Genomic DNA, 25,303 nt, shown 5'->3' on the forward strand with positions numbered 1-25,303 from the left:
GCCGCCCACCTCACCGCGCCCCCGCCCCCGCCGGCTGCACCGCCGGCTCGCCCAACACATCGGAGAGGAGTTGCGCGCACCACTCCAGCAGCGCCTGGTCGCGCAGCGGCTCGCCGCCGATCCGGCGGGTGCTGGGCCGGGGCACGCTCACCTGGTCGGCCGCCTGCTTGTAGACCGAGTCCGGGTGGTAGCGCTTGAGCCGCATCTGCTTCGAGTCGGGCAACGGCAACGGACTGAACCGGAGGTGCTTGCCCTGCATCGACACGTCGGACAGGCCGTAGCGGCGGGCCAGCAGCCGGAAGTTCGCCACCGCGACCAGGTTCTGCACCGGCGTGGGCGGCTCGCCGTAGCGGTCCGTCATCTCGGCCACCACCTCGCGCAGCCGCTCGGCGTCGCGGGCCTCGGCGAGCTTGCGGTACATCTCCAGCCGCAGCCGCTCCACCCCGACGTAGTCGTGCGGCAGGTGCGCGTCGATCGGCAGGTCGATCTTGACGTCCGCCTCCTCCTCGGTGCTCTCGCCCTTGAAGGCCGACACCGCCTCGCCGACCATCCGCACGTACAGGTCGAAGCCGACGCCCTCGATGTGGCCGGACTGCTCGCCGCCGAGCAGGTTGCCGGCGCCCCGGATCTCCAGGTCCTTCATCGCCACGTACATGCCGGCGCCCAGCTCGGTGTGCTGGGCGATGGTGGCCAGCCGCTCGTGCGCGTTCTCGGTGAGCGGCTTGTCCGCCGGGTAGAGGAAGTACGCGTACGCGCGCTCCCGGCCCCGGCCGACCCGACCCCGGATCTGGTGCAACTGGGCCAGGCCGAGCAGGTCGGCGCGCTCGACGATGAGCGTGTTGGCGTTCGGGATGTCGATGCCGGACTCGACGATCGTGGTGCAGACCAGGACGTCGAACTCCTTCTCCCAGAAGCCGACCATCACCTTCTCCAGCGCCTCCTCGCCCATCTGGCCGTGCGCCACCGCGACCCGCGCCTCGGGCACCAGCTCCCGGATCCGCCGGGCCGCCTTGTCGATCGACTCGACCCGGTTGTGCAGGTAGAAGACCTGTCCGTCGCGGAGCAGCTCACGGTGGATGGACGCGGCCACCTGCCGGTCGTCGTACGCCCCGACGAACGTCAGCACCGGGTGCCGCTCCTCGGGCGGGGTGGCGATGGTGGACATCTCCCGGATGCCGGTGATCGCCATCTCCAGCGTCCGTGGGATCGGCGTGGCCGACATGGCGAGCACGTCGACCGAGGCGCGCAGCGTCTTCAGGTGCTCCTTGTGCTCGACGCCGAACCGCTGCTCCTCGTCGATGATGACCAGCCCGAGCTGCTTGAACCGGGTGGCCGCCTGGAGCAGCCGGTGGGTGCCGATGACGATGTCGACGCTGCCGTCGGCGACCATCTCCAGCGTCCGCTCGGACTCCTTCGGCGTCTGGAACCGGGAGAGCTGCCGGATGTTCACCGGGAACTGGCTCATCCGCTCGGCGAACGTGTTGTAGTGCTGCTGCACCAGCAGCGTGGTGGGCACCAGCACGGCCACCTGCTTGCCGTCCTGCACCGCCTTGAACGCCGCCCGCACCGCGATCTCGGTCTTGCCGTAGCCGACGTCGCCGCAGATCAGCCGGTCCATCGGGACGGTCTGCTCCATGTCCCGCTTGACCTCCTCGATGGCGGCCATCTGGTCCGGCGTCTCCTGCCAGGGGAACGCGTCCTCAAGCTCCCGCTGCCACGGGGTGTCCGGGCCGAAGTTGTGCCCCTTGGACGCCTTCCGGGCCGCGTAGAGCTGGATGAGCTGGGCGGCGATCTCGCGGACCGCCTTGCGCGCCCGGGCCTTGGACTTCTGCCAGTCCGAGCCGCCCATCTTGTGCAGCGTGGGCTGCTCGCCGCCGACGTAGCGGGAGAGCTGGTCGAGCTGGTCGGTGGGGACGAAGAGGCGGTCGCCGGGCTGGCCGCGCTTGCTCGCCGCGTACTCGATCACCAGGTATTCCCGGCTGGCGCCGTTGACGGTGCGCTGCACCAGCTCGACGTACCGGCCGATGCCGTGCTGCTCGTGCACCACGAAGTCGCCGGCCCGCAGCTCCAGCGGGTCGATGGTGTTGCGCCGTCGGCTGGGCATCCTGCGCATGTCGCGGGTGGAGGTGCCCCGGCCGCCGGTGACGTCGTTGCCGGTCAGCAGCACGAACCGGGACGCCTCGTCGACGAAGCCGGCGGTCAGGCAGCCGCAGGAGACGAGCAGCTCGCCGGGGGCGGGCGCGGTGGGCACCTCCTCGGTGAGCCGCGCGCCGAGGCCGGCGTCGCGGAGCACCTCGACGGCCCGCTGGGCGGGACCGTGCCCCTCGAAGACGAGCGCGATCGACCAGCCCTCGCCGGCCCAGCGCTTCAGGTCGTCGACCACCCGGGCGGTCTCGCCGTGGTAGAGCGGGGCCGGCTGGGCGGCGAGGCTCACCGCGATGGCGTCGTCGGGCGTGACGTCGACCTCGGCCGGCGCGTCCTCCCACGGCTGCCGGGCCGGCGCGGCCTCTTCGACCATAATTCGGCCTCCGCGCCGGTAGCCGGCGCTCCGGACCGAATGAGGGTCGGCCTCGACCAGGCCGAACGGGGCGAGCGTCCACCAGGGCTGGCGCAGGGCGCGGGCCTGCGTGCGTACCTCGGCCAGGGTCTTGAAGGCGGCGGCGCCGAGGTCGACCGGGGCCTGGCCGCCGACGGCGGCTGCGGCCCAGCTCGCCTGGAGGAACTCCTCCGAGGTACGGACCAGGTCGTGCGCTCGGGTGCGGATCCGCTCCGGGTCGCAGAGGAGTACGTGGGTGCCGGCCGGCATGCAGTCGACGAGCAGCTCCAGCGCGTCGGCGCCGATGAGCGCCGGGGCGAGGGACTCCATGCCCTCGACCGGGATGCCCTCGGCCAGCTTGTCGAGGATCTCGGCCAGCTCGGGGTGCTCGGCGGCGAGGGCGGCGGCCCGCTGCCGCACGCCCGGGGTCAGCAGCAGCTCGCGGCAGGGCGGCGCCCAGAGCTGCGGTACGCCTTCGATGGTCCGCTGGTCGGCGACGGCGAAGGTGCGGATCTCCTCCACCTCGTCGCCCCAGAACTCGACCCGGGACGGGTGCTCGTCGGTGGGCGGGAAGACGTCGAGGATGCCGCCGCGCACGGCGTACTCGCCGCGCTTGGTGACCAGGTCGACCCGGGCGTACGCCATGTCGGTGAGCCGGCGGGCGACCTCCTCCAGGTCGGCCTCCTCGCCGGCGGCGAGCTGCACCGGTTCCAGGTCGCCGAGGCCCTTGAGCTGCGGCTGGAGCAGCGACCGGACCGGTGCCACGACCACTCGCAGCGGCCCGGTGCGCCCGTGCGCGTCGGCGGCGTCGGGGTGGGCCAGCCGGCGCAGCACGGCGAGACGCCGCCCGACCGTGTCGGAGCGGGGCGAGAGCCGCTCGTGCGGCAGCGTCTCCCAGGACGGGAAGACCGCCACCTGCTCCGGCGGCAGCAGGCTGCCAAGCGCGGAGACCAGGTCGTCGGCCTCGCGGGTGGTGGCGGTGACCGCGAGCACCGGCCGCCCGGCCCCCTGCTCGTCGGCGGCGACGGCGGCCACGGCGAACGGTCGCAGCGCGGCCGGGGCGGTGAGGTCGAGCCCGTCGACCTGGGCGGCACCGGAGCGCGCCAGGTCACGCGCCCGGGCCAGCCCGGGGTCGGCCAGGGCGGCGGCGAAGAGTCCGGTGAGCATCAGCATTCACTTCCAGCGCTTGACACGACGACGACCCCGCGTCCAGCCGGACGGGGGGTGCACCCCCCGACCTTATCCCCTCCCACACCTCCCCCACCCCGGCTTGTTGACGGGGCGGAGGGGGCGTGGTGCGGTGGGCGGATGGGCGAGTATCGGGCGGGCCCGGGCGGGCGGCGGCTCGTCGACCTGAGCCACGAGATCGGCGACGGGATGGTCACGCTGCCCGGCTGGCCGGCGCCGCGGATCACCGAGTGGCTGACCCGCGAGGCGTCCCGTCAGCGGTACGCGCCGGGCGTCGAGTTCCACGTCGCCCGCATCGACATGATCGCCAACACCGGCACGTACGTCGACACTCCGTCGCACCGCTACGCCGACGGGGCCGACCTGGCCGGGGTCGGGCTGGACCGGCTGGCCGACCTGCCCGGCGTGGTGGTGCGCGTACCCGCCGGCACCCGGGCGGTGGACCGGCTGCTGCTCGCCCCCTACGAGGTGGCCGGGCGGGCCGTGCTGCTGCACACCGGTTGGGACACCCACTTCGGCACCGACCGATACTCCGCCCCGGACGCGCCGTTCCTGACCGGTGACGGCGCATCCTGGCTGGTCGCAGCGGGTGCCACGCTTGTCGGTATCGACTCGATCAACATCGACGACATGACCGCGGCGGCGGCCGGCGAGCGCCCGGCACACAGCACGTTGCTCGCCGCCGGCATCCCGATCGTGGAGCACCTGACCGGCCTGGGCGCGCTGCCGCCGGCCGGCTTCCGGTTCACCGCCGCGCCGCCGCGGGTGGCCGGCATGGGCACCTTCCCGGTCCGCGCCTTCGCCGTCGTCTGACCGCCCGCTGTATGCGTCGATCGGTAAGTGGGGGCCGTCAAGGGGTTCATGACGTTGGCGACGACAAGTCGGACGCTCCGCGCCGCCGGCCGGGTCGGTAGCGCTGGCGCGGCTCCGCCGTGTGAGCGTCCGGTGAACGTCACACGTGCCCGAGCACCCCGACACGCGCACGACGCCCAACCACCGACAGTCCCACATGGCGCACGACCTCTCCCGCATCCCGGAAGCAGGAGAGATCTTGGAAGCTGAGCGCCCCTCCAGGGGCCATTTCCCTCCAAGATCCCGGACAGTGCCATCACTCCCGGGAATCGCAGCCCTCACATTTTCAACAAATAAGACATACCCCGCCTCCACAAGCCCGAGATCAACGAAGCGGTCAAGCCCAACCTCCGCCCCCCATGGGCCAAGCCGGGTGATCATGAAGTTAGCGGCGAAGTTGATCTCCTGAAGCGCCGCCAACTTCATGGTCGACGTGGGCGGGTGCGATGCGCGAGTTGACCAAGGAGTTGGGGTGCTGGAGAGCGCGTTCGGCGACACGAACTCCTTGATCAAGCGGGCGGGGTGGCGGGGGCTGAGATGCCCGTGACAGTCCACCGAGCCGGTGGGACGGTGGGGGCGGTCAGGCAGCGCGGGTTGCGGTGGGGGTCAGGTGGCGGAGCAGGTGTTGGGACGTGCGGATCAGGGCGCGGGACTGGGGCAGGTCGATCGGCCATCGCTCGACGTCCTCACCTGCCGACAGCTCCAACAGCAGGCCGGTCGGCGACGCCGGGCCGACGTCCATCCGCCAGAGGCCGACTCCGGCCTGGATCACCTCGTCGCCCCGGACCGCCGTGCCGACGAGGCGGGACAGGTGCAGACCGTTGCGGCCGGCGCAGTCCGGGCCGCGCAGGCACCAGGGCGGGTGGGCGATGTTCGATAGATTGCTCATGGGCCGGGGCGTCCTTCCCGGTCAAGGCCCGGGGAGCGGAGTGCCACCTCCACCCCGGGCCGGCTTATGCGCCGTGGGGACCTGCCACGGTCACCCAGATGCAACCTACGACTACCTGTCATGCCAGGTCAATACCTGCCACCACATTTGATTGACGCTCCGTCGTCCGCCGTGATCACATGGGTGCACCTGCCACGGAGTCGACCCATGCCTGCCTACACCAAGAAGCAACGCCTCATCGAGACCTTGACCGAGCGCATCGAATCAGGCGACTATCCGCCCGGCGCGAAGCTGCCCTCCGGCACCGAGTTGTGCGCCGAGTTCGACGTCTCCCGCCAGGTGGTGCGTTCCGCCATCGACTGGCTGAAGGCGCGGGGACTCGTCGAGGGCGCGCCCGGCGCCGGCGTGTTCGTGCGGGAGCAGCGCGGTCAGTAGCGCACCGCGATCCGCCGATCGACCGCGTCGACCCGGATCTCCCCGCCGTACGGGATGATCAGCTGCGGGTCGGTGTGACCGAGGTCGACGTCGAAGACCACCACCGGGTCGCCGGTGTACGGCCCGATCGCCCGCAGGATCGCCGCCCGCTGCGCCTCGCCCCAGGCCAGCCGCTCCGCGACCGACAACCGGTGGTCGAAGTCCCACGCCTTCGGTCGGCCGACCACGATGGCCGGGAAACCGGCGAGCAGGCCGCGCTCGCCCAGGTTCCGCACGATCCGGAAGACCTCCTCGGCCGGCGGCATCTCCTCCGAGGTCTCCAGCACCAGCACCGAGCCGGCCAACTCGGCGGCGGACGGCACCCGGTCGGCCGCCGCCAGCCAGTGCAGGATCTCCAGGTTGCCGCCCCACGTGCGCCCCTGGACCACCCGGGCCGGCCCGTGCCAGCGCCAGCCCTCGCCCGGCAGCATCGGCGGTTCCTCGGTCAACGTCGTCGGGTCCTGCCAGTCGAGCGGCTCGTCGCCCCACTCGGCGGCCGGGGTCAGGTCGTACCAGCCGGTGGTGAACAGCGCGGTGCGCAGCGAGTCGAACGTCAGCGGGTGTGCCCGGCCGGAGCGGCCGAGGTGCACCAGCACCGAACCGCCGTGGTAGGCCACGATCCCCAGCCGGTACAGGTGGTTGAGCACGTTCGTGTTGTCGGAGTAGCCGAAGTACGGCTTCGGGTTGGCCCGCAGCACGTCGTCGTCGAGGAACGGGGTGACCGTGATCAGGTCGTCCCCACCCACGGTGGCGAGCACCGCGGTGATCGTCGGGTCGGCGAACGCGGCGGTCAGGTCCCGGGCCCGGTCGCGCGGGTCGGCGCCCATGACGCGGGTGGTCGGATATTCCACCGGCTCCAGGCCGAGGTCCTCGCGGAGCCGGCGCAGGCCCAGCTCGTACACGTAGGGGAAGAGAGCCGGCAGGCCGGCGGAGGGTGAGACGACCGCGACCCGGTCGCCCGGCTGCGGCTTGGTCGGGTAACGCGGCGGTGTCATGATCGGACGCTATCGGCCCGCACCAGCGATTTCAGCCCGGCGAAACCCCGCAAGCCAGGCATATGAGGGCAATAGGCTGAGGCCGTGGACGACGAGCCGGAGCTGCGGACCCGGGACTGGCTGCCCCGCACGGCGGCGCTGGTGCTCGGCACCCTGGCGCTCGCCAGCGCGTTCATCGCGGCCTACGTCGGCGCGCTGCACAAGCCGGACCCGAAGGACGTGCCGGTCGCCGTGGTCACCACCGACCAGCAGGCCCAGGCCGTGATGTCGGCCGTCCGCGCCCGCACCGACACCATCAAACCCGTCGGGTACGACAGCCAGGAACGCGCCGTCGGCGGCCTGCACGACCGATCGGTGTACGCGGTGCTGCACTCGGACCCCGGCGGCGGGCTCACCCTGGCCACGGCCAGCGCCGGCGCGCCCGCCGCCACCGAACTCGTCACCGACGTGTTCACCGAGGCGGCCCGGCAGGCCGACGTGCCGCTCCAGGTCACCGACGAGGTGCCGGTCTCCGGCGGCGACCCGCGCGGCCTGGTCCCGTTCTATCTGGCGGTCGGCGTGGTGCTCGGCGGCTACCTGGCGTCCACGGCGCTCGGCATCTCGCTCGGCACCAGCCCGCGCGACCTGCGCCGGGCCGGACTGCGGATCGCCACACTCGCGGTGCACTCCATCCTGCTCGGCATGATCGGCGCGATCCTGGTCGGGCCGGTGCTGGACGTCTTCGGCCACAACGTGCCGGCCATCGCGGTGATCGGCGCGCTCGCCGCGTTCGCGGCCGGGATGGTCGCGGCGGCCGTGCAGGCGTGGCTCGGACTGCTCGGCACCGGCATCGTGATCCTGCTGCTGGTGGTGCTCGGCAACCCCGGCTCCGGCGGCATCTACGCGCCCGAGTTCCTGCCGCCGTTCCTGCGCGGGATGCACCGCTGGAACGTGCCCGGACTCGCCACCGACCTGTTCAAGTCGGCCGTCTACTTCGACTGGCGCGGCGGCGGCTGGGCGTTGACCGGGCTGCTGGTCTGGGTGGTCGCCGGCCTGGTCGGGCTGCTCACCGCCACCATGTTCCGGGCCCGCCGACGGGCCACCCGGACCGCGCCGGGGCGGCACGCCGCCGGCGCGCGGCGCGCCGAGGGCTGACCGGCCGGCGCGTCCCAGAGTGCAGATCATCACGTCGTCCCCCTCCTGCGGTCGGGGCGTACGCGACTACCATCCAGGGGAGTCGGACAGCGCTGTCCTTCGTCCTCGCGTAAGGAGCGCACCGTGACCGACCAGCACGACCACGACGGGCCCGACGCCGCTCTCCGAGCCGACATCCGCCGCCTCGGCACGCTGCTCGGGCAGACCCTGGCCCGCCAGGAGGGCCGACCGCTGCTCGACCTGGTCGAGGAGATCCGCGCCCAGGTCCGCGCCGACGCGCCGGCCGCGGCCCAGCGCCTCGCCGGGCTCGACGTCAGCACCGGCACGAAGCTGGCCCGCGCCTTCTCCACCTACTTCCACCTGGCCAACATCACCGAGCAGGTGCACCGCGCCCGCGACCTGCGCCGCCGCCGCGCCACCCACGGCGGTTGGCTGGACCAGGCCGCGAAGACGATCGCCGAGCGCGGCGTACCGGCCGAGGAGATCGCCGCCGCGGCCCGCCGGCTGGCCGTCCGCCCGGTCTTCACCGCCCACCCCACCGAGGCGGCCCGCCGGTCCATCCTGTCCAAGCTGCGCGCCGTCGCCGACGAGCTGGACGCCGAGACCGCCAACGCGATCCTCTACGGCGCCAGCGACGAGGGCCCGGCCAACCGCCGCCTCGCCGAGCTGCTCGACCTGATGTGGCAGACCGACGAGCTGCGGCTGGACCGGCCGGACCCGACCGACGAGGCCCGTAACGCCATCTACTACCTGCGCGACCTGCACGCCGAGGCCGCGCCGCAGGTCCTCGACGACCTCGCCGACACGCTGCGTACCCTCGGCGTGGAGACGTCGCCGACGGCCCGCCCGCTGTCGTTCGGCACCTGGATCGGCGGCGACCGGGACGGCAACCCGTTCGTCACCCCGACGGTCACCCGCGAGGTGCTGCGGATCCAGCACGAGCACGGCATCGAGGCCACCGAGAAGGCGATGGACGAGCTGATCAGCGAGGTCAGCGTCTCCCGCCGGCTGCGCGCGGTCTCCCTCGACCTCTCCGCCAGCCTGGCCAAGGACCTGGACGCGCTGCCCGAGGTGGCGCCCCGGTTCCGCCGGGTCAACGCCGAGGAGCCCTACCGGCTCAAGGCCCGCTGCGTGAAGGCGAAGCTCGCGAACACCCGGGTGCGGCTGCGCGCCGGCACCCCGCACGTGCCGGGCCGGGACTACCGGGGGTCGACCGAGCTGGTCGCCGACCTGGAGCTGCTGCGCGCCTCGCTGGCCCGCAACTCCGGCCAGCTCACCGCCGTCGGTCGGCTGGCCTCCACCATCCGTACGGTGTCCGCGTTCGGGCTGCACCTGGCCACGATGGACATCCGGGAGCACGCCGAGAAGCACCACGAGGTGCTGGCGCAGCTCTACGAGGCGGTCGGCGAGGTGTCCGACTACCCGTCGCTGAGCCGGCTGGAGCGCGCCAAGCTGCTCGCCGACGAGCTGACCGGCCGCCGGCCGCTCTCCACCCAGGACAGCCCGCTCACCGAGTCGGCCCGCAAGACGTTCGACGTGTTCTCCGCGATCCGCGAGGCGCAGGACCGGTTCGGCCCCGAGGTCATCGAGTCGTACATCATCTCGATGACGCTCGGCGTGGACGACGTGCTCGCCGCCGTGGTGCTGGCCCGCGAGGCGGGCCTGGTCGACGTGCAGAGCGGGCGGGCCCGGGTCGGCATCGTGCCGCTGCTGGAGACGCCGGCCGAGCTGGACTCCGGCGGCGAGCTGCTGGACGAGCTGCTGTCGCTGCCGGCGTACCGGGCGCTCGTCTCGGCCCGGGGCGACGTGCAGGAGGTGATGCTCGGCTACTCCGACTCCAACAAGGAAGCGGGCATCACCACCAGCCAGTGGTCCATCCACCGGGCCCAGCGGGCGCTGCGGGACGTGGCCGCCCGGCACGGCGTACACCTGCGGTTGTTCCACGGCCGGGGCGGCACGGTCGGCCGGGGTGGCGGCCCCACCCACGAGGCGATCCTGGCCCAGCCCTACGGCACGCTCGACGGCGCGATCAAGGTGACCGAGCAGGGTGAGGTCATCTCCGACAAGTACACGCTGCCGGCGCTGGCCCGGGAGAACCTGGAGCTGACCGTGGCCGCCGTGCTCCAGGCGACGCTGCTGCACACCGCGCCCCGGCAGCCGGCCGAGATGCTGGAACGCTGGGACGCGACGATGGACGTGGTGTCCGCCTCCGCGTTCCGGTCCTACCGGTCCCTGGTCGAGGATCCGGACCTGCCGGCCTACTTCTGGGCGTCCACCCCGACCGAGCTGCTCGGCGCGCTGAACATCGGCTCCCGGCCGGCGAAGCGCCCGAACACCGGCGCCGGCCTGTCCGGGCTGCGCGCCATTCCGTGGGTGTTCGGCTGGACGCAGACCCGGCAGATCGTGCCGGGCTGGTTCGGCGTGGGCTCCGGGCTGGCCGCCGCTCGGGAGGCGGGCCTGGCCGACGTGCTCGCCGAGATGAACCGGAACTGGCACTTCTTCCGCACGTTCCTGTCGAACGTCGAGATGATGCTGACCAAGACCGACCTGAGCATCGCCCGCCGTTACGTGGAGACCCTGGTCCCGAAGAAACTCCACCCGATCTTCGCGAAGATCGAGGAGGAGTACGAGCTGACCAAGCGGGAGGTGCTGGCGGTGACCGGCTCGCCGGCCCTGCTGGAGAACTCGCCGGTGCTCCAGCGCACGCTCGCGGTGCGGGACACCTACCTGGAGCCGCTGCACCACCTTCAGGTGGCGTTGCTGCGGCAGTATCGCGAGTCCGGCGCCGCCGGCCGGGCGGTGGCCACCGCGCCGGGCGGCCGGCGCGCCCCGAACGACGGCACGGCGCTGGAGCGGGCGCTGCTGACCACGGTCAACGGCATCGCCGCCGGCATGCGCAACACCGGCTGAGGTGTAAGGAGGGGCCCCCGCTTAACGCATTCTGCATAGGCGGGGGCCCCTTTTAACACCTGGCTCCGGTTAGAAGTCGCCGCCGCCGAAATCGCCGCCGCCGAAGTCGCCGCCGCCGAAGCCACCGAAGTCACCACCGCCGCCGAAATCACCGCCGCCGAAATCGCCGCCGCCCGGGTCACCGCCGCCGAAATCGCCGCCCTGGTCGCCGTAGTCCTGGCCGTCGCCGAAGCCGTCCTGGAACCCCTCCTGATAGCCGGAGTCGTAGCCGTAGCCCGGGTCGGCGAACGCGGGTGAGAAGAGCGCGTCCGCGATCAACATGCCGCCGATCACCCCGGCGCCCGCGCCGAGCGCGGTCTTCCACCACGGCGTCGAGTACCAACCGGCGGGCACCGGCCGGCCCTGGAGCCGGCCGCCGGGGTAGTAGTAGGGCGTCTGGGCGCCCGGCTGCGGGCCGGCCCGGAACCGCTGGCCCTGCACGTCGACCTCACGCTCCTTGGTGAGCGCGCCGGCGCCGCGGGCAGCCGCCAGCGGCGGCAGTTCCGGGCCCGGGTCGATGCCCATCGCCGTCCGCGCCGCGCGGATGTACGCCAGCCCCTCCAGCGCGGTCTCCCGCGCCAGCGCGAACTGGTTCGTGGTACGCGCCTGCTCCAGTTGCGAGCCGGCCGCGTTGTACCGCTCACCGGCGTCCGCGAGCGCCTGCCGGACCGCCGGCTCGTCGCCGTGCAGGTTCATCAGCTGGCCGCCGAGCCGCTCGTACCACCGCTGCGCCTCGGCGCGGGCGTCCGCCAGCTCGTTCGCCCGCCGGGACCTGCTTCCCCACCGCCAGAACACCAGCGCACCTCCGAGCATCAGCACCAGGAACAGCCACAGGGCAATGTCCATGACCTCGAACGTACCCACCGCGCGCACGTCGTACCCGTTTGGCAAGCTCTCTGGCATGAGCTTCTCGACCCTGGCCGTGGTGGTGCTCTGCCTCGCCGCCGGCGGCGCGGTGGGCTGGCTGGCGGCCCGGGCGCGCTCGGCGGCGGAGGTGGCCCGGCTGGAGGCGACGCTGGCGGCCACCCGGGAGGGCGAGGGGCGGTTGGAGCAGTCGATGCGGGCGCTCAGCTACGAGGCGACCGCGCAGTCCCAGGAGGCGGTGGCGCGCGCGGTGGCGCCGCTGCACGACACGCTCCGCCGCTATGAGCAGCGGGTCGCCGAGCTGGAGCACGACCGGGTCGACGCGTACGCCGAGCTGCGCGAGCAGGTCCGCGCGATGGGCACCGTCTCGGGTGAGTTGCGCACCGAGACCAAGCAGCTCGTCGCGGCGCTGCGCGCACCGCAGGTGCGGGGCCGCTGGGGGGAGCACCAGCTTCGCCGGATCGTCGAGGCGGCCGGCATGCTTGAGCACTGCGACTTCAACGAGCAGGTCACCGCCGCCACCGAGCATCAGGGGGTCCGGCCCGACCTGGTGGTGCGCCTGCACGGCGGGCGCACGGTGGTGGTCGACGCGAAGGCGCCGTTCGACGCCTACCTGACCGCGATGGAGGCGCGGGACGAACGCGGGCGGGACACCCAGCTCGACGCGCACGCCCGGCACCTGCGGGCGCACGTGGACAGTCTGGCCGCCAAGTCCTACTGGGCCGCGTTCGACCAGACCCCCGATTTCGTGGTGTTGTTCGTGCCGGCCGATCCGTTCCTCGACGTCGCGTTGCAGCGCGACCCGGCGCTGCTGGAGCACGCGTTCGCCCGCAACGTGGTGCTGGCCACGCCGGCCACCCTTGTGGCGCTGCTGCGCACGGTCGCCTATTCGTGGCGGCAGGAGGCGCTGGCCCGCAACGCCGCGACCGTGCACTCGCTGGCCCGTGAGCTGTACGGGCGGTTGTCCACGCTCGGCGACCACGTGGGCAAGCTGGGCAGCTCGTTGAGCGGGGCGGTGACGGCCTACAACCGGGCGGTCGGTTCGTTGGAGTCCCGGGTGTTGGTGAGCGCGCGCAAGTTGGCCGAGCTGGGCGTCTCCGGCGACGAGCTGGCCGCTCCGGCGCAGGTCGAGCTCGCGCCCCGGCAGCCGCAGGCGCCCGAGTTGTTGGCCCAGCCGTCCACATCGGCCGAACGGCCGGCAGATATCGACGTCTAACACAGTCAGGTGCGACGATGACGGTCGATCTCGTCACGGAGTGGTCACAAACCTTAATCCACTGGTGACACGGCCGGTCGTGCCACGCAGGATCTGCGTCACACGTGCCCTGCCCCTGAAGGGCCCTGTTCTCTGGAGGAAGAGAACGTGAGTCAACCCCTCAACCGGAGTCGGCGCCCCTCCGCCGCGCTCTTCGCCTCGGTCCTCGCGGCCGGGGCCATCACCGTCGGGGGTGGCGCCGGCACCGCGAGCGCGGCCCCCGCCGCCCCGCAACCCTCGCCGCCGACCGCCGCGAAGGCCCTGGGCGCCCACGACGCCAAGCTGCTCGACGCGGCGGAGGCGAAGCACGCGCCCACCGTCACCATGATCATCGCGGCACGGAAGGGCTCGGCCAAGAAGGTCGTCGACGGGCTCGCCGGTCTCGGCGCCACCGTCAGCCAGCGCTACGACCAGGTCGGTTACGTGCTGGCCAAGGTGCCGACGGCCAAGGCGCTCAAGGCCGCCACGCTGCCCGGCGTCGCCGCCGTCGACCTCGACGAGACCATCACGCTCCCCGACCCGGCACCAGAGGCCGCCCCGAACGGCGCGAAGGCGGCCGAGCAGGGTGAGACGCTTGCCGGGCCCGGTGCGGGCACCGGCGCGGTCAACCCGTACATGCCGACGAACGAGACCGGCGCGGAGGCCTTCAAGGCCGCGCACCCGGAGTGGGACGGCCGGGGCGTCACCATCGGCATCATGGACTCCGGGGTCGACCTGGACCAGCCGGCGCTGCAGAAGACCACCACCGGCGAGCGCAAGATCGTCGACTGGGTCACCGCGACCGACCCGCTTGAGGACGCCTCCTGGCGACCGATGATCACCCAGGTCGCCGGTCCCACGTTCACCACCGGCACCGGCGCCTCGGCCGTGACCTGGACGGCACCCGCCGGCACCTACCGGTTCAACCAGTTCAGCGAGGCGATCACCGCGGCCAGCGACCCGGCCGGTGACGTCAACCGCGACGGGGACAAGACCGACACGTTCGGCATCCTCTACAACCCCGCGAACGGCGACATCCGCGTCGACGCGAACCAGAACCGCGACTTCACCGACGACGAGGTGATGCGGCCGTACAAGGAGAAGTTCCAGGTCGGCCACTTCGGCACGGACAACCCGGACACCGCGGTGCGGGAGCAGATCCCGTTCGTGGTCGAATACCGGCGCAACGTCGACACCACCCCGGTGGGCGGCCCCGGCCTGGTCGACTACGTCAGCATCGGCATCATCGAGAGCACCCACGGCACCCACGTCGCCGGCATCACCGCCGCCAACGACATGCTCGGCAACAGCGCCTTCGACGGCGCCGCCCCGGGCGCCAAGCTGGTCTCCGCCCGGGCCTGTTCCTGGGGCGGCGGCTGCAGCGCCGCCGCGCTCACCACCGGCATGGTCGACCTGGTGGTCAACCGCAAGGTCGACGTGGTGAACATGTCGATCGGCGGCCTGCCGGCGCTCAACGACGGCTCGAACGCCCGCGCGGTCCTCTACAACGACCTGATCAACATCTACGGTGTGCAGCTGTTCCTCTCGGCCGGCAACTCCGGCCCGGGCGTGAACACCGTCGGCGACCCCTCGGTCGCCACCGACGTGGTCAGCGTCGCGGCGAACGTCAGCCGGGACACCTGGCTGGCCAACTACGGCTCGGTGGTCCGCAAGGACAACGCGCTGTTCAACTTCTCCTCCCGCGGCCCGCGTGAGGACGGCGGCTTCAAGCCGAACATCACCGCGCCCGGCTCGGCGATCTCCACCGCGCCGACCTGGCAGCCGGGCAACCCGGTGCCGGAGGCGGGCTACCCGCTGCCCCCGGGTTACCAGATGCTCAACGGCACCTCGATGGCCTCCCCGCAGGCCACCGGCGCCGCCGCGCTGCTGCTGTCGGCGGCGAAGGCGACCGGAACCGGGGTCACCCCGGCCGCGCTGCGCCGGGCCGTCTACACCTCGGCCGAACCGATCGAGGGCGTCCCGACGTACGCGCAGGGCTACGGCATGCTCAACGTGCCGGGCGCGTGGGACCTGCTCGCCGCAGGCGTGCAGACCCGCACCTACACCTCCGCGGCCGACGTCTGCACCGAACTGTCGCCGAACCTGACCCGCTACGACCGGGCCTCCGGCACGTTCGTGCCGAACCCGAACGTCGGCACCGGCATCTACAACCGCTGCGCCGCCGACCGGGGTGGCCAGGCGGTCAAGGAAGGCCGCTACTACGAGGTCGAGCTGACCCGGACCAGCGGGCCGAACAAGGGCATCCGGCACCTGGTCGACTTCCGCGGCAACGACGGCACCTGGACCTCCCCCAAGGAGGTGTGGCTGCCGTTGAACACGACCGTCACGGTCAAGGTGAAGGCCAAGCCGATGACCGCCGGCGCGCACGGCGCGATCATGACCGTCGACGACCCGGCCACCTCGGTGGTCGACTTCGAGGTCGCCACCGTCGTCGTCGCCTCGAACGCGGTGGCCGCCCCGGCGTACTCGTACTCGGCGAACGGCTCGGTCGAGCGGAACGGGTTCACGTCCTTCTTCGTGACGGTTCCGCAGGGCGCGGGCGCGCTCCAGGTCAACCTGTCCGGCATCGCCACCGGTTCACAGACCCGGTTCATCGCCATCAACCCGTACGGCGTGCCGGTCGAGAGCACCGCGAGCACCGCCTGCTACACCAACTTCTCCGACGCCGCCGCCTGCAAGCCGCAGGAGCGGGACTACCAGAACCCGATCCCGGGCGTCTGGGAGATCGAGGTGGAGGCGCGGCGCACCTCGCCGGCGCTCGACAACCCGTTCCAGCTCCAGGCGCGGGTGCAGGGCGTGCAGGTGGAGCCGGCCGTGGTCCAGCTCCCGTCGGTCACCGCCGGCACGCCGACCCCGGTGAGCTGGAAGCTGACCAACACGTTCGGCCCGGTGCAGGTGACCGGCGTCGGCGGGCCACTCGCAAGCGTCCGCGCCGAGCGGCCGACCATCACCGAGGGCACCACCCAGGAATACACGGTGGACATCCCGGCCGGGACCACGTCGTTCTCCGCCCGGATCGGCAACACCTCCGACCTCGGCGCCGACCTGGACCTGTTCGTCTTCCGGGGGGCCACCGAGGTGGGCCGGTCGGCCGACGGCGACTCGGAGGAGGCAGTCACCCTGACCAACCCGGTCGCCGGCACCTACCGGGTGGTCATCGACGGCTACGCGGTGGCCGCCGGCGGCACGGCGTACGACTACCGGGACTCGTTCGCGTCCCCGGCGCTGGGCTCGCTCGCCGCGCCGAACACGCCGCTGTCGCTCGCGAACGGCGCCACCGCCACCCTGACCGGTTCGGTGACCGCCCTGTCCACCTCGTCGACGGGCCGTGAGCTGTACGGCGACATGGCCGTCACCACCGTCGAGGGCGCGGTCGTCGGCCGCGGTTCGGTGGAAATCAACGCGGTCGACTGACGTCCCGCCGGTACGACGGAGCCCCGTCCCCCGCATCCGGGGGGCGGGGCTCTTGCCGTCAGACGGGAGGGCCGTCAGGCGAGGCGGCCGTCGGCCGAGGCGGTCGTCAGGCGGGTTTGGCGGCGGCGCTGCGGCCGGTCAGGCCCGGCGGGCGGACTCGACCACGAACGGCGTGCCCTGCTGGCAGGTGGTCACCATGCCCGGCTCGGGGCGGCCGGTGACCTGCACCTTGGCGCCGGGCTTGAGCAGGTCGCGCGGGCCGCCGACCAGCAGGTGGTCGTCGAGCAGGAGGCAGTTCGGCTCGACCCCGGCACGGATGGTGCCGTTGAGGGTGGTGCCGCCGACGCCGGGCGGCGTCGACGGGCCGCCCTTCCAGGTGGGGTCCGGGCTGCTGGTGCTGGGAGCGGGTTCGGACTGGCTGGTCACCGTGGCGGCTCCCGTCGGGCTGGGGCCGGCGGGCTCGTCGCCCGGCTCGGCGCAGGCGGTCAGCGCGGCAGCGGCGAGCAGGGCGACGAGCACCGTCCGAGGAGTCTTCATGTCGGTTGGACGCGGTCGGCGGCGGATCCGTTCCCGGTCAGCCGCGGGCCGCGGCGGCCTTCATGTCGCGCTTGAGCTCCTGGGGCAGGGAGAACGTCAGCCGCTCGTCCGCGGTGGTGATCTCCTCGACGTCGGCGAAGCCGCGCTCGGCCAGGTGGGCGAGCACGTCCTGCACCAGGTCGTCCGGCACGCTGGCGCCGGAGGTCAGCCCCACCGTGCGGGCGCCCTCCAGCCAGGCGTCGTCGATCTCGTGGGCGAAGTCGACGAGGTGACCGGCGCGGGCGCCGGCGTCCACCGCCACCTCGACCAGTCGGACCGAGTTCGAGGAGTTGCGCGAGCCGACGACGAGCACCACGTCGCACTCGGGGGCGATCTCCTTGACCACGTGCTGGCGGTTGGAGGTGGCGTAGCAGATGTCGTCGCTCGGCGGCGACTGGAGCAGCGGCAGCCGGGTCTTGAGCCGGGCCACGGTCTCCAGCGTCTCGTCCACCGACAGCGTGGTCTGGGAGAGCCAGACCACCTTCTCCGGATCACGCACGGTGATCTGGTCGACGCTGTCCGGGCCGTCGACGAGCTGGATGTGGGCGGGGGCCTCACCGGCGGTGCCGATGACCTCCTCGTGCCCCTCGTGCCCGATCAGCAGGATGTCGTAGTCCTGCTGGGCGAACCGCCGGGCCTCGTGGTGCACCTTGGTGACAAGCGGGCAGGTGGCGTCGATCGCCTTGAGCGAGCGCTCCTTCGCCTGCGCGTAGACCTCGGGCGCCACGCCGTGGGCGGAGAAGATGACGGTGGCGCCCTCGGGCACCTCCTCGTTCTCCTCCACGAAGATCGCGCCCTTGGCCTCCAGCGTCCGCACCACGTGCCGGTTGTGCACGATCTGCTTGCGTACGTAGATCGGCGCGCCGTAGAGCTTCAACGCCTCCTCGACGGTCTGCACCGCCCGGTCCACGCCCGCGCAGTAACCGCGGGGGTTGGCCAGGAGCACGCGCTTGCCGGTCCGGGGAGTCGTCTGCGCATCAGTCACCCGACCATCGTACGTGCGCCGCGAGCACCCTGCCCCGGGCTGTCGGGCCCGCGCCGTAGGGTGGGCGGCGTGAGCGCGGGTGAGGTGGGTCGGAGCACGTCGGAGGAGCCGTGGCCGGTCCGGGTGGTCAGCCAGAAGGTCGGCGCCTGGATCGCCCGGCTCGGCTGGGTGTGGGTCGACGGCCAGGTGGCGCAGATCAGCCGCCGGCCCGGCGCCGCCACCGTGTTCCTCACCCTGCGTGACCCCTCGGCCGATCTGAGCCTGACCGTCACCACCAACCGCGATGTGCTCGACGCGGGCGCGCCGGAGCTGCGTGAGGGCGCCCGGGTGGTGCTGCACGCCAAACCGGAGTTCTACGCCGCGCGAGGGACGCTCAGCCTGCGCGCCGACGAGATCCGCCAGGTCGGCCTGGGCGAGCTGCTGGCCCGGCTGGAGAAGCTCAAGAAGCTGCTCGCCGCCGAGGGGTTGTTCGACCGGTCGCGCAAGCGGCGTCCACCGTTCCTGCCCGGCCGGGTGGGCCTGATCACCGGGCGCGCCTCGGCGGCCGAGCGGGACGTGTTGACGAACGCGCGACGCCGGTGGCCGGCGGTCGACTTCCGTACCGTCAACGTGGCGGTGCAGGGGCCGGGCGCGGTGCCCGACATCGTCGGCGCGCTCAAGGTGCTCGACGCCGACCCGGCGGTCGACGTGATCGTCATCGCCCGCGGCGGCGGCAGCCTGGAGGATCTGCTGCCCTTCTCCGACGAGGCGCTGTGCCGGGCGGTCTTCGCCTGCCGCACGCCCGTGGTCAGCGCGATCGGCCACGAGACCGACGCGCCGCTGCTCGACTACGTGGCCGACGTGCGCGCCTCCACGCCCACCGACGCGGCGAAACGGATCGTGCCCGACCTGACCGAGGAGGTCCGCCTCATCGGTCAGGCCCGGTCGCGGCTGGAGCGGGCCGTGCGCCACCTCGTCGACCGCGAGCAGCACCGGGTCGACCTGCTGCGCTCCCGCCCGGTGCTGGCCCGGCCGCAGGTGATGGTCGACCAGCGGGCCACCGAGGTCAGCGCGCTGCACGACCGCGCCGGCCGGTCCCTGGAGCACCGGCTGGGCGCCGCCGCCGACGACCTGCGGCACACCCTGGCCCGGCTGCGTGCCCTCTCCCCGGCGGCCACGCTCGACCGCGGCTACGCCATCGTCCAGCGGGCCGACGGCCACGTGGTCCGCGCAGCGTCCGCGGTGGCCAAGGGCGATCCACTTCGGGTACGCCTCGCCGAGGGCGAGCTGACCGCCACCGTCGACGGCTGATGAGAGGGGACCGATGACTGAAGCGACCAGGAACGAGCAGCTCAGCTACGAGCAGGCCCGCGCCGAGCTGGCCTCGGTGGTGGAACGGCTGGAGGCCGGCGGCACCTCGCTGGAGGAGTCGTTGGCGCTGTGGGAGCGCGGCGAGGAGCTGGCCGGCGTGTGCCAGCGCTGGCTGGACGGCGCCCGGGCCCGCATCGACGCCGCCCGGCAGCGCCCCGAGGAGTGACGCACCCCGCAGGCGCGCGCGGCCTCCGGGGTGCGTCGACGAACTGTCGCGCTCAGTTGAACAGCTTGTAGAGCTCCTGCGGCGCCTCGACGACCTGGTCGGCGGGTGGCTTCTGGGCCGCGGCGGCGTTGCCGTAGTCGGTGTAGGTGATCTTCATGTCCTGCGCGGCGCTCTGGCCGGCGGCCGGGATCTGGAGCACCAGTTCGCTGAGCCGGCCCTGCGGGTCGACCTTGGCGGTGAACGGCACCGACTGGGCCTGCGCCCCCAGCGCGGTGATCATCGCCGGGTCGAGCGAGCCCGCCTCGGCGGCCTTCGACACGTCGACGGTGCCCGCGTACGCGCCGTCGCCGGTCTGCCGTACCTCGGTGACGCCCTGGGTGAGCACGGCGCTGCCGGCCGGGTCGACCTTCTCGAAGTCGAAGCCCAACGCCCGGTTGCCCTTGATCCGGTTCTGGTCGAGGTGCTGGTACTTGCCGGTGTTGATGTTCTTCGCGCCGGGGATCTGGGCCGCGGCCGTGCCGCCCAGCTCCAGCTTGACCCAACTGTCCGGCTTGGCGTGGATGAGGTCCAGCTTCATCGACAGGTCCGACGACGGGTCACCGATCGTCATCCGCATCTCGGCGCTCTGGCTGGGCTCGTGCACCTGCCCCTCGGCGGTGGAGCCGGCGCCGGTCATGGTGAACCGGAAATTGCCCTCGCGGATCGCGTTCGTGGAGTCCAGCAGCGCCTGCTTGGCCGCGCTGCCGGACGTGGTGGCGCTGGGGGCGACGCTGGCGGACGCGCCGGGGGTCGCGGAGGCGTCGGAGGTCCCGGTCCCGGTGCCGTTACAGGCGGCCAGGCCGGGGATGAGCAGCGCCGCGGCGAACGCGGTGGCGCTGAAGCGTCGTATCTTCACGTCAACCTCTCCAGGTGGGTCATCCAGGCTCGTGTCCCTTCTGTTCCCGGAAGTGGCGTTCCGCAATCCCGACCGGGTGTCAGCGCAGCGACGTGGCGAGGCGACGCAGCTCGGTCTCCCCCGCGTCACCGACCACGATGATCGAGCGGTCCGGTTCCAGCAGGACGAGCGCCTGCTCGTTGCCGCGGGCGGTGTACCGCTGCCAGCTCAGCCCGTCGGGCAGGTCGACCGGGCCCTGTGGCTGGCCGTCGCTCAGCTCGGCCGGCAGCAGCTTCTCGGCGGGGACGTCGCTCTCCACGAGCTGCGCGCCCCGGCCCTCCGGGGTGACGTACCCGATCCGGAGCGTGGCGCCGTCCGCCTCGGTGCGGAAGCGGGCGGTGACCGTACGCCAGTCGGAGTCCAGCCCGGACGGCGCGGCGACCGGGAAGGCGTTCGCCGACCGGGCCTGCTCCAGGGCGGGCTCCGGGTCGACGGTGGCCGGCGAGTCGCCGCCGAGGAACCCGCGGTAGAAGGCGATCAGCAGGGCGATCGGGACCAGCAGGATGAGCAGCGACAGGACCATGTCCTTCGGCGACCGCTCGGAGCGGGCCTTGTCCCGGCCGGCGGGCGGCGCGGGCCGGTCCCCGGCGTCCGCGGGCGGCGCGGACCGGTCCCCCGCGGCGGCAGCCGGCCCTGGCGACTCGACGAGCGCGGGCGACCCGTCCGGCGGCGTCGCGTCGGCGGTGGGCCGCGCCGGCGGCTGCCCGTCGGGCGGGGTGGCGTCGGGCGGTACGCGGTCGGCAGGCTGTGCGGGTTCCACCCGGCCATTGTCGCAGCCGTTCGGGTGAGGTGATCCTGGCCTCCTCCGCCCCGCCGGGGCGGTGAACCTGAGATCGTGTGAGGATCAGCGACAAACCGGCGGCGGCGACGGCCGTGCTCCCGCCGGTCCACCCCGCAACGTCGCGAGGAGGAGGCCGCCATGACAACCACCAGGACGCGGACGCCCCAGGATCTCGACCGCAACCTCGCCCTCGATCTGGTCCGGGTGACCGAGGCCGCGGCGATGGCCGCGGGCCGTTGGGTCGGCCGGGGCGACAAGGAAGGCGGCGACGGCGCCGCCGTCGACGCCATGCGCAAGCTGATCAACTCGATCCCGATGCGGGGCGTCGTGGTGATCGGCGAGGGCGAGAAGGACAACGCCCCGATGCTCTTCAACGGCGAGGAGGTCGGCGACGGCACCGGTCCCGAGGTGGACGTGGCGGTCGACCCGATCGACGGCACCACGCTGATGAGCAAGGGCATGCCGAACGCGCTCGCCGTGCTCGCGGTCGCCGAACGCGGCGCGATGTTCGACCCGAGCGCGGTCTTCTACATGGAGAAGCTGGCCGTCGGCCCGATGTACGCCGACGTGGTCGACATCAACGCCGGGGTGGCCGAGAACATCCGCCGGATCGCGAAGGTCAAGGGCACCGACACCGCCGGGGTGACGGTCTGCGTGCTGGACCGGTCGCGCCACGACGACCTGGTGAAGCAGATCCGGCGCACCGGCGCGGGCATCCGGTTCATCTCCGACGGCGACATCGCCGGGGCCATCGCGGCGGCCCGGGGCGAGTCGGACGTGGACGTGCTGATGGGCATCGGCGGCACCCCCGAGGGCATCACCGCGGCCTGCGCGCTGAAGTGCATGGGCGGCATGATGCAGGCGAAGCTCTGGCCGAAGGACGCGGCCGAGCGGGAGAAGGCGATCGCCGCCGGGCACGACCTGGACCGGGTGCTGTTCACCGACGACCTGGTCACCGGCGACAACTGCTTCTTCGTGGCCACCGGCGTCACCTCCGGTGACCTGCTGCGCGGCGTGCGCTACCGGAACAGCGGGGCGTACACCCAGTCGATCGTGATGCGCTCCAAGAGCGGCACGATCCGGGTCATCGACTCGTACCACCGCCTGGAGAAGCTCGCCCTCTACTCGGCGGTCGACTTCGACGGACGCCCGCTGGCCGAGCAGGAGTGACGGCCGGGACGGCGGCACCACCGACGCTGTCGACCGGGCGGCGGGTCGCCGGCGTCGGGCTGGCCACCGCCGGCGGCGTCCTGGTGGCCCTCCAGTCCCGGATCAACGGCGAGTTGGGCGTACGGCTGGCCGACGGGATCGCCGCCGCGGTGGTCTCGTTCGGCCTGGGCCTGCTGGTTCTGCTGGTGCTGGTCCCCGCCACCCCCGGGGGCCGGCGGGGACTGACCGCCCTGCGGGGAGCCCTGCGCGCCGGCGCCCTGCGGCCGTGGCAGTGCCTGGGCGGGGTGTGCGGCGCCTTTCTGGTGGCGGCCCAGGGGCTCACCATCGGCGCGCTCGGCGTGGCCGTCTTCACCGTCGCGGTGGTGGCCGGGCAGTCCGGCAGCAGCCTGCTCGTCGACCGCGCTGGCATCGGCCCGACCGGCCGGCAGCCGGTCACCCCGAACCGGTTGATCGGCGCGGTGCTCACCGTGCTGGCCGTGCTGCTGGCGGTGGGCGACCGGCTCGGCGACCCGGGGGCGCTCGCGCTGGCCCTGCTGCCGCTGGCCGGCGGGGTCGGCATCGCCTGGCAGCAGGCGGTGAACGGCCGGGTCCGGGCCGCGGCGGACAGCGCGGTGACCGCCACGCTCGTCAACTTCGCCGTCGGTACGGTGGCGCTGCTCGCCACCTTCGTGGTGGAGGTGGCGGTGCGCGGTTGGCCGACCGGCCGGCTGCCGAGCGAGCCGTGGCTCTATCTCGGCGGCCCGCTCGGCATCGTGTTCATCGCGCTTGCCGCCGCGCTCGTCCGGTTCACCGGGGTGCTGCTGCTCGGCCTGGCCACCATCGCCGGGCAGATCGTCGGCGCGGTGCTGCTGGACGTGGTGCTGCCGACCGCCGCCAGCCACCCCGGCGTGAACACCCTGCTAGGCGCCGCCCTTACCTTGGTCGCCGTCCTCATCGCCGCCGTCCGGAGGTAAGGCGGGGGCCCCGCTTAACGCTTTCGGTAGAGGCGGGGGCCCCGCTTAACACGAGGCGTTAAGCGGGGCCCCCGCCTAACGCGCGGACGGGGTGCGCAGGCCGGCGACGATCTCCTCGATGACCCGGTCCAGCGGGGTCGGCTCGATGCCGAGCGTTTCGGTCGCCGCGGTGGAGTCGAGCACGAACGGCCGGGCGAACTGGTGCGCGGTCTCCCGCAGTTCCCGGGCGTACGGGTTGACCACCCCGGCCGCCCAGAGCACCGGGTAGGGCATCCGGGTCAGCCGCGGCGCGGGCGCGCCGGCCCGGGCGGCCGTCCGCTCGGCCACGTCCCGCATCGAGGTGGCCGGCGCGCTCGGCACGTGCCAGGCCCGGCCCCAGGCCCGCGGGTCGGTGGCGGCGGCGACGAGGGTACGGGCGACGTCCGGCACGTACGTCCAGGTGTGCGGCGCGTCCCAGTCGACGGGCAGGAACACCCGCTTCCCGGCGAGCACCCGGGGCAGCACCATCATGGCCAGCGAGACGCCGCCGACGCCGATGTAGTCGGAGCCGCGTACCTCGGTGACCCGGGCCCGACCGGCGCGGTGCGCGGCCAGGGCGTCGGCCCACATCCGGTTGCGGACCCGGCCCTTGGTGCCGGTGGCGGCGAGCGGGGTCGCCTCGGTCATGGGGGCGTCCACCGGGCCGTACCCGTAGAGGTTGCCGACGGTGGCGAGCACCGCGCCGCTGCGTTCGGCGGCGGTGAGCAGCGCGGCGGCCAGCGGCGGCCAGTCCGTCGCCCACCTGTGGTACGCCGGGTTGGCGCAGTTGTGGAGCGCGACCGCGCCCTCGGTCAGCGCGGTGAGCCGCGCCGGGTCGGCGGCGTCGGCGGCGATCCGCTCGACCGCCGGGTCTTCCGGGCCGGCGCCACGCCGGGTCACCATCCGCACCCGCTCGCCACGCTCGGTGAGGAGGCGGGCGGTGGCGGTGCCGACGGAGCCGGCGCCGACGATCACGTGCAGGGCCATGGCGGGTCCACCTTCTCTGAAGCAGTAGTCCGAAGCGAGAGCACCGCTCTCGAAGAAGAGCATGACTCGGGACGAGGCCGAATGTCAAGAGCAGTGCTCTCTCTTTTGATTGCCGCTCTCATCCGTGGCACAGTGAGGTCATGGTCGCTCCCTCGCTGCGTGCCCGGGTCCGCGCCGGCATGATCGAAGAGATCAAGGCGGTCGCCCGCCGCCACCTGGCCACCGACGGCGCGGATCTCTCCCTGCGCGCCGTCGCCCGGGACCTCGGCATGGTCTCCTCGGCCATCTACCGCTACTTCCCCAGCCGGGACGACCTGCTCACCACGCTGATCCTGGAGGCGTACGACGCGCTCGGCGACGCGGTGGAGGCGGCGGACGCCGCCGCCGACCCCGACGACCCGCGCGGGCGCTGGTTCGCCGCCTGCCGCGCCGCGCGCGCCTGGGCGTCGGCCCACCCCGCCGAGTACGCGCTGCTCTACGGCAGCCCGATCCCCGGGTACGCGGCACCGGACGACACGATCGCGCCGGCCCAGCGTCCCCCGATCACCTTGCTCGGCATCCTGCGCGACGGGGTGTCCACCGGTCGGCTCGTCCCACCGGACGAGGAGCTGCCCGAGCCGCTGCGCGGCGACGTGGCCGAGCTTGTCGACCAGACGGGCATGGCGCTGCCGCCCGCGCTGATGGCCCGTGGCATGGCCGGCTGGACCCAGCTCTTCGGGCTGATCAGCTTCGAGCTGTTCGGCCGGATCAACCGGGCGCTACCGCACCGGGACGACTACTTCGACCACCAGGTCGGCCTGATGGCCGACCTCATCGGCCTGCCCTGACACCGG

19 protein-coding genes and 1 pseudogene are annotated in these 25,303 nt (G+C 72.9%); 11 read left to right on the plus strand and 9 right to left on the minus strand.

Translation table 11 applies throughout. The annotated features are described in order from the left end of the window. Positions 1-10 precede the first annotated feature (10 nt). Entirely contained in the window at positions 11-3,703 is a 3,693-nt protein-coding gene (mfd, locus tag O7602_RS24320) for a transcription-repair coupling factor (RefSeq protein ID WP_281584926.1), read from the minus strand. Between the two features lie 165 nt (positions 3,704-3,868). Between mfd and O7602_RS24325 the strand changes: the two are divergent. Further along, positions 3,869-4,537 (plus strand): annotated as a pseudogene (locus tag O7602_RS24325) (cyclase family protein); the annotation flags it as partial. Positions 4,538-5,156: 619 nt separating this feature from the next. Here O7602_RS24325 and O7602_RS24330 read toward each other — a convergent pair. Beyond that, complete coding sequence (locus O7602_RS24330; protein WP_281584928.1) at positions 5,157-5,465, minus strand: hypothetical protein; 309 nt, start codon at positions 5,463-5,465, stop codon at positions 5,157-5,159. A gap of 207 nt (positions 5,466-5,672) precedes the next feature. Between O7602_RS24330 and O7602_RS24335 the strand changes: the two genes are divergently transcribed. Next, positions 5,673-5,900, plus strand: a complete 228-nt coding sequence (locus O7602_RS24335; RefSeq protein ID WP_281584929.1) for a winged helix-turn-helix domain-containing protein — start codon at positions 5,673-5,675, stop codon at positions 5,898-5,900. Here the strand turns inward: O7602_RS24335 and O7602_RS24340 are convergent. Continuing rightward, on the minus strand, positions 5,894-6,934 hold the full coding sequence (locus O7602_RS24340; RefSeq protein WP_281584930.1) for a S66 peptidase family protein: 1,041 nt from the start codon (positions 6,932-6,934) through the stop codon (positions 5,894-5,896). The two genes, O7602_RS24335 and O7602_RS24340, sit on opposite strands and share 7 nt — an antisense overlap. An 84-nt stretch (positions 6,935-7,018) precedes the next feature. Here O7602_RS24340 and O7602_RS24345 point away from each other — a divergent pair, with 84 nt between their 5' ends. Both O7602_RS24345 and ppc read left to right on the plus strand, forming a co-directional pair. Further along, complete coding sequence (locus O7602_RS24345; protein WP_281584931.1) at positions 7,019-8,068, plus strand: hypothetical protein; 1,050 nt, start codon at positions 7,019-7,021, stop codon at positions 8,066-8,068. A gap of 123 nt (positions 8,069-8,191) precedes the next feature. Further along, positions 8,192-10,978: a phosphoenolpyruvate carboxylase gene (ppc, locus tag O7602_RS24350; protein ID WP_281584932.1), complete on the plus strand. Its 2,787-nt coding sequence runs from the start codon at positions 8,192-8,194 to the stop codon at positions 10,976-10,978. 69 nt (positions 10,979-11,047) lie between these two features. Here the strand turns inward: ppc and O7602_RS24355 are convergent, their stop codons facing one another. Next, positions 11,048-11,863 carry a hypothetical protein gene (locus O7602_RS24355; protein WP_281584933.1) on the minus strand — a complete coding sequence of 272 codons (816 nt, stop codon included), beginning with the start codon at positions 11,861-11,863 and terminating at the stop codon, positions 11,048-11,050. A gap of 55 nt (positions 11,864-11,918) precedes the next feature. Between O7602_RS24355 and O7602_RS24360 the strand changes: the two genes are divergently transcribed. After that, positions 11,919-13,097, plus strand: a complete 1,179-nt coding sequence (locus O7602_RS24360; RefSeq protein WP_281584934.1) for a DNA recombination protein RmuC — start codon at positions 11,919-11,921, stop codon at positions 13,095-13,097. A gap of 147 nt (positions 13,098-13,244) precedes the next feature. Beyond that, complete coding sequence (locus O7602_RS24365) at positions 13,245-16,550, plus strand: S8 family serine peptidase (RefSeq protein ID WP_281584935.1); 3,306 nt, start codon at positions 13,245-13,247, stop codon at positions 16,548-16,550. Between the two features lie 138 nt (positions 16,551-16,688). Here O7602_RS24365 and O7602_RS24370 read toward each other — a convergent pair whose 3' ends face one another. Both O7602_RS24370 and O7602_RS24375 read right to left on the minus strand, forming a co-directional pair. Continuing rightward, on the minus strand, positions 16,689-17,087 hold the full coding sequence (locus O7602_RS24370; protein WP_281584936.1) for a hypothetical protein: 399 nt from the start codon (positions 17,085-17,087) through the stop codon (positions 16,689-16,691). Between the two features lie 37 nt (positions 17,088-17,124). Continuing rightward, positions 17,125-18,111, minus strand: coding sequence for a 4-hydroxy-3-methylbut-2-enyl diphosphate reductase (locus O7602_RS24375; RefSeq protein WP_281584937.1), 987 nt, complete (start codon positions 18,109-18,111; stop codon positions 17,125-17,127). Between the two features lie 60 nt (positions 18,112-18,171). Between O7602_RS24375 and xseA the strand changes: the two genes are divergently transcribed. Both xseA and O7602_RS24385 read left to right on the plus strand, forming a co-directional pair. Beyond that, a complete protein-coding gene (gene xseA, locus O7602_RS24380; RefSeq protein ID WP_281584938.1) occupies positions 18,172-19,401 on the plus strand; it encodes an exodeoxyribonuclease VII large subunit in 1,230 nt (409 codons plus the stop codon). Between the two features lie 13 nt (positions 19,402-19,414). Beyond that, entirely contained in the window at positions 19,415-19,627 is a 213-nt protein-coding gene (locus O7602_RS24385; protein ID WP_281584939.1) for an exodeoxyribonuclease VII small subunit, read from the plus strand. Between the two features lie 52 nt (positions 19,628-19,679). On the opposite strand, the gene O7602_RS24390 is transcribed toward O7602_RS24385, so the two are convergent. Both O7602_RS24390 and O7602_RS24395 read right to left on the minus strand, forming a co-directional pair. Next, positions 19,680-20,522, minus strand: a complete 843-nt coding sequence (locus tag O7602_RS24390) for a hypothetical protein (RefSeq protein ID WP_281584940.1) — start codon at positions 20,520-20,522, stop codon at positions 19,680-19,682. Between the two features lie 79 nt (positions 20,523-20,601). Next, complete coding sequence (locus O7602_RS24395; protein WP_281584941.1) at positions 20,602-21,321, minus strand: DUF4245 family protein; 720 nt, start codon at positions 21,319-21,321, stop codon at positions 20,602-20,604. Positions 21,322-21,480: 159 nt separating this feature from the next. Here O7602_RS24395 and glpX point away from each other — a divergent pair, with 159 nt between their 5' ends. Together glpX and O7602_RS24405 are read left to right on the plus strand one after the other, a co-directional pair. Then, the gene (gene glpX, locus O7602_RS24400) at positions 21,481-22,512 is read left to right on the plus strand and encodes a class II fructose-bisphosphatase (protein ID WP_281584942.1); all 1,032 of its coding nucleotides are present in this window, start codon (positions 21,481-21,483) and stop codon (positions 22,510-22,512) included. A 26-nt stretch (positions 22,513-22,538) separates the two neighbouring features. Continuing rightward, positions 22,539-23,465, plus strand: a complete 927-nt coding sequence (locus tag O7602_RS24405; protein ID WP_281590498.1) for a DMT family transporter — start codon at positions 22,539-22,541, stop codon at positions 23,463-23,465. Positions 23,466-23,540: 75 nt separating this feature from the next. Here O7602_RS24405 and O7602_RS24410 read toward each other — a convergent pair whose 3' ends face one another. Next, a complete protein-coding gene (locus tag O7602_RS24410; RefSeq protein ID WP_281584943.1) occupies positions 23,541-24,470 on the minus strand; it encodes an NAD-dependent epimerase/dehydratase family protein in 930 nt (309 codons plus the stop codon). Positions 24,471-24,610: 140 nt separating this feature from the next. Between O7602_RS24410 and O7602_RS24415 the strand changes: the two genes are divergently transcribed. Beyond that, on the plus strand, positions 24,611-25,297 hold the full coding sequence (locus tag O7602_RS24415) for a TetR/AcrR family transcriptional regulator (RefSeq protein WP_281584944.1): 687 nt from the start codon (positions 24,611-24,613) through the stop codon (positions 25,295-25,297). Positions 25,298-25,303 lie beyond the last annotated feature (6 nt).

Origin of the sequence: Micromonospora sp. WMMD1128 (assembly GCF_027497235.1) — a bacterium.
GTDB lineage: Bacteria > Actinomycetota > Actinomycetes > Mycobacteriales > Micromonosporaceae > Micromonospora.

Bases quoted from the DNA above. Each gene is read 5' to 3' on its own strand.
- O7602_RS24355 (WP_281584933.1), bottom strand. From the start codon at position 11,863: ATGGACATTGCCCTGTGGCTGTTCCTGGTGCTGATGCTCGGAGGTGCG.
- O7602_RS24410 (WP_281584943.1), bottom strand. From the start codon at position 24,470: ATGGCCCTGCACGTGATCGTCGGCGCCGGCTCCGTCGGCACCGCCACC.
- O7602_RS24335 (WP_281584929.1), top strand. From the start codon at position 5,673: ATGCCTGCCTACACCAAGAAGCAACGCCTCATCGAGACCTTGACCGAG.
- mfd (WP_281584926.1), bottom strand. From the start codon at position 3,703: ATGCTCACCGGACTCTTCGCCGCCGCCCTGGCCGACCCCGGGCTGGCC.
- O7602_RS24340 (WP_281584930.1), bottom strand. From the start codon at position 6,934: ATGACACCGCCGCGTTACCCGACCAAGCCGCAGCCGGGCGACCGGGTC.
- O7602_RS24370 (WP_281584936.1), bottom strand. From the start codon at position 17,087: ATGAAGACTCCTCGGACGGTGCTCGTCGCCCTGCTCGCCGCTGCCGCG.
- O7602_RS24385 (WP_281584939.1), top strand. From the start codon at position 19,415: ATGACTGAAGCGACCAGGAACGAGCAGCTCAGCTACGAGCAGGCCCGC.
- O7602_RS24360 (WP_281584934.1), top strand. From the start codon at position 11,919: ATGAGCTTCTCGACCCTGGCCGTGGTGGTGCTCTGCCTCGCCGCCGGC.
- O7602_RS24330 (WP_281584928.1), bottom strand. From the start codon at position 5,465: ATGAGCAATCTATCGAACATCGCCCACCCGCCCTGGTGCCTGCGCGGC.
- glpX (WP_281584942.1), top strand. From the start codon at position 21,481: ATGACAACCACCAGGACGCGGACGCCCCAGGATCTCGACCGCAACCTC.
- O7602_RS24415 (WP_281584944.1), top strand. From the start codon at position 24,611: ATGGTCGCTCCCTCGCTGCGTGCCCGGGTCCGCGCCGGCATGATCGAA.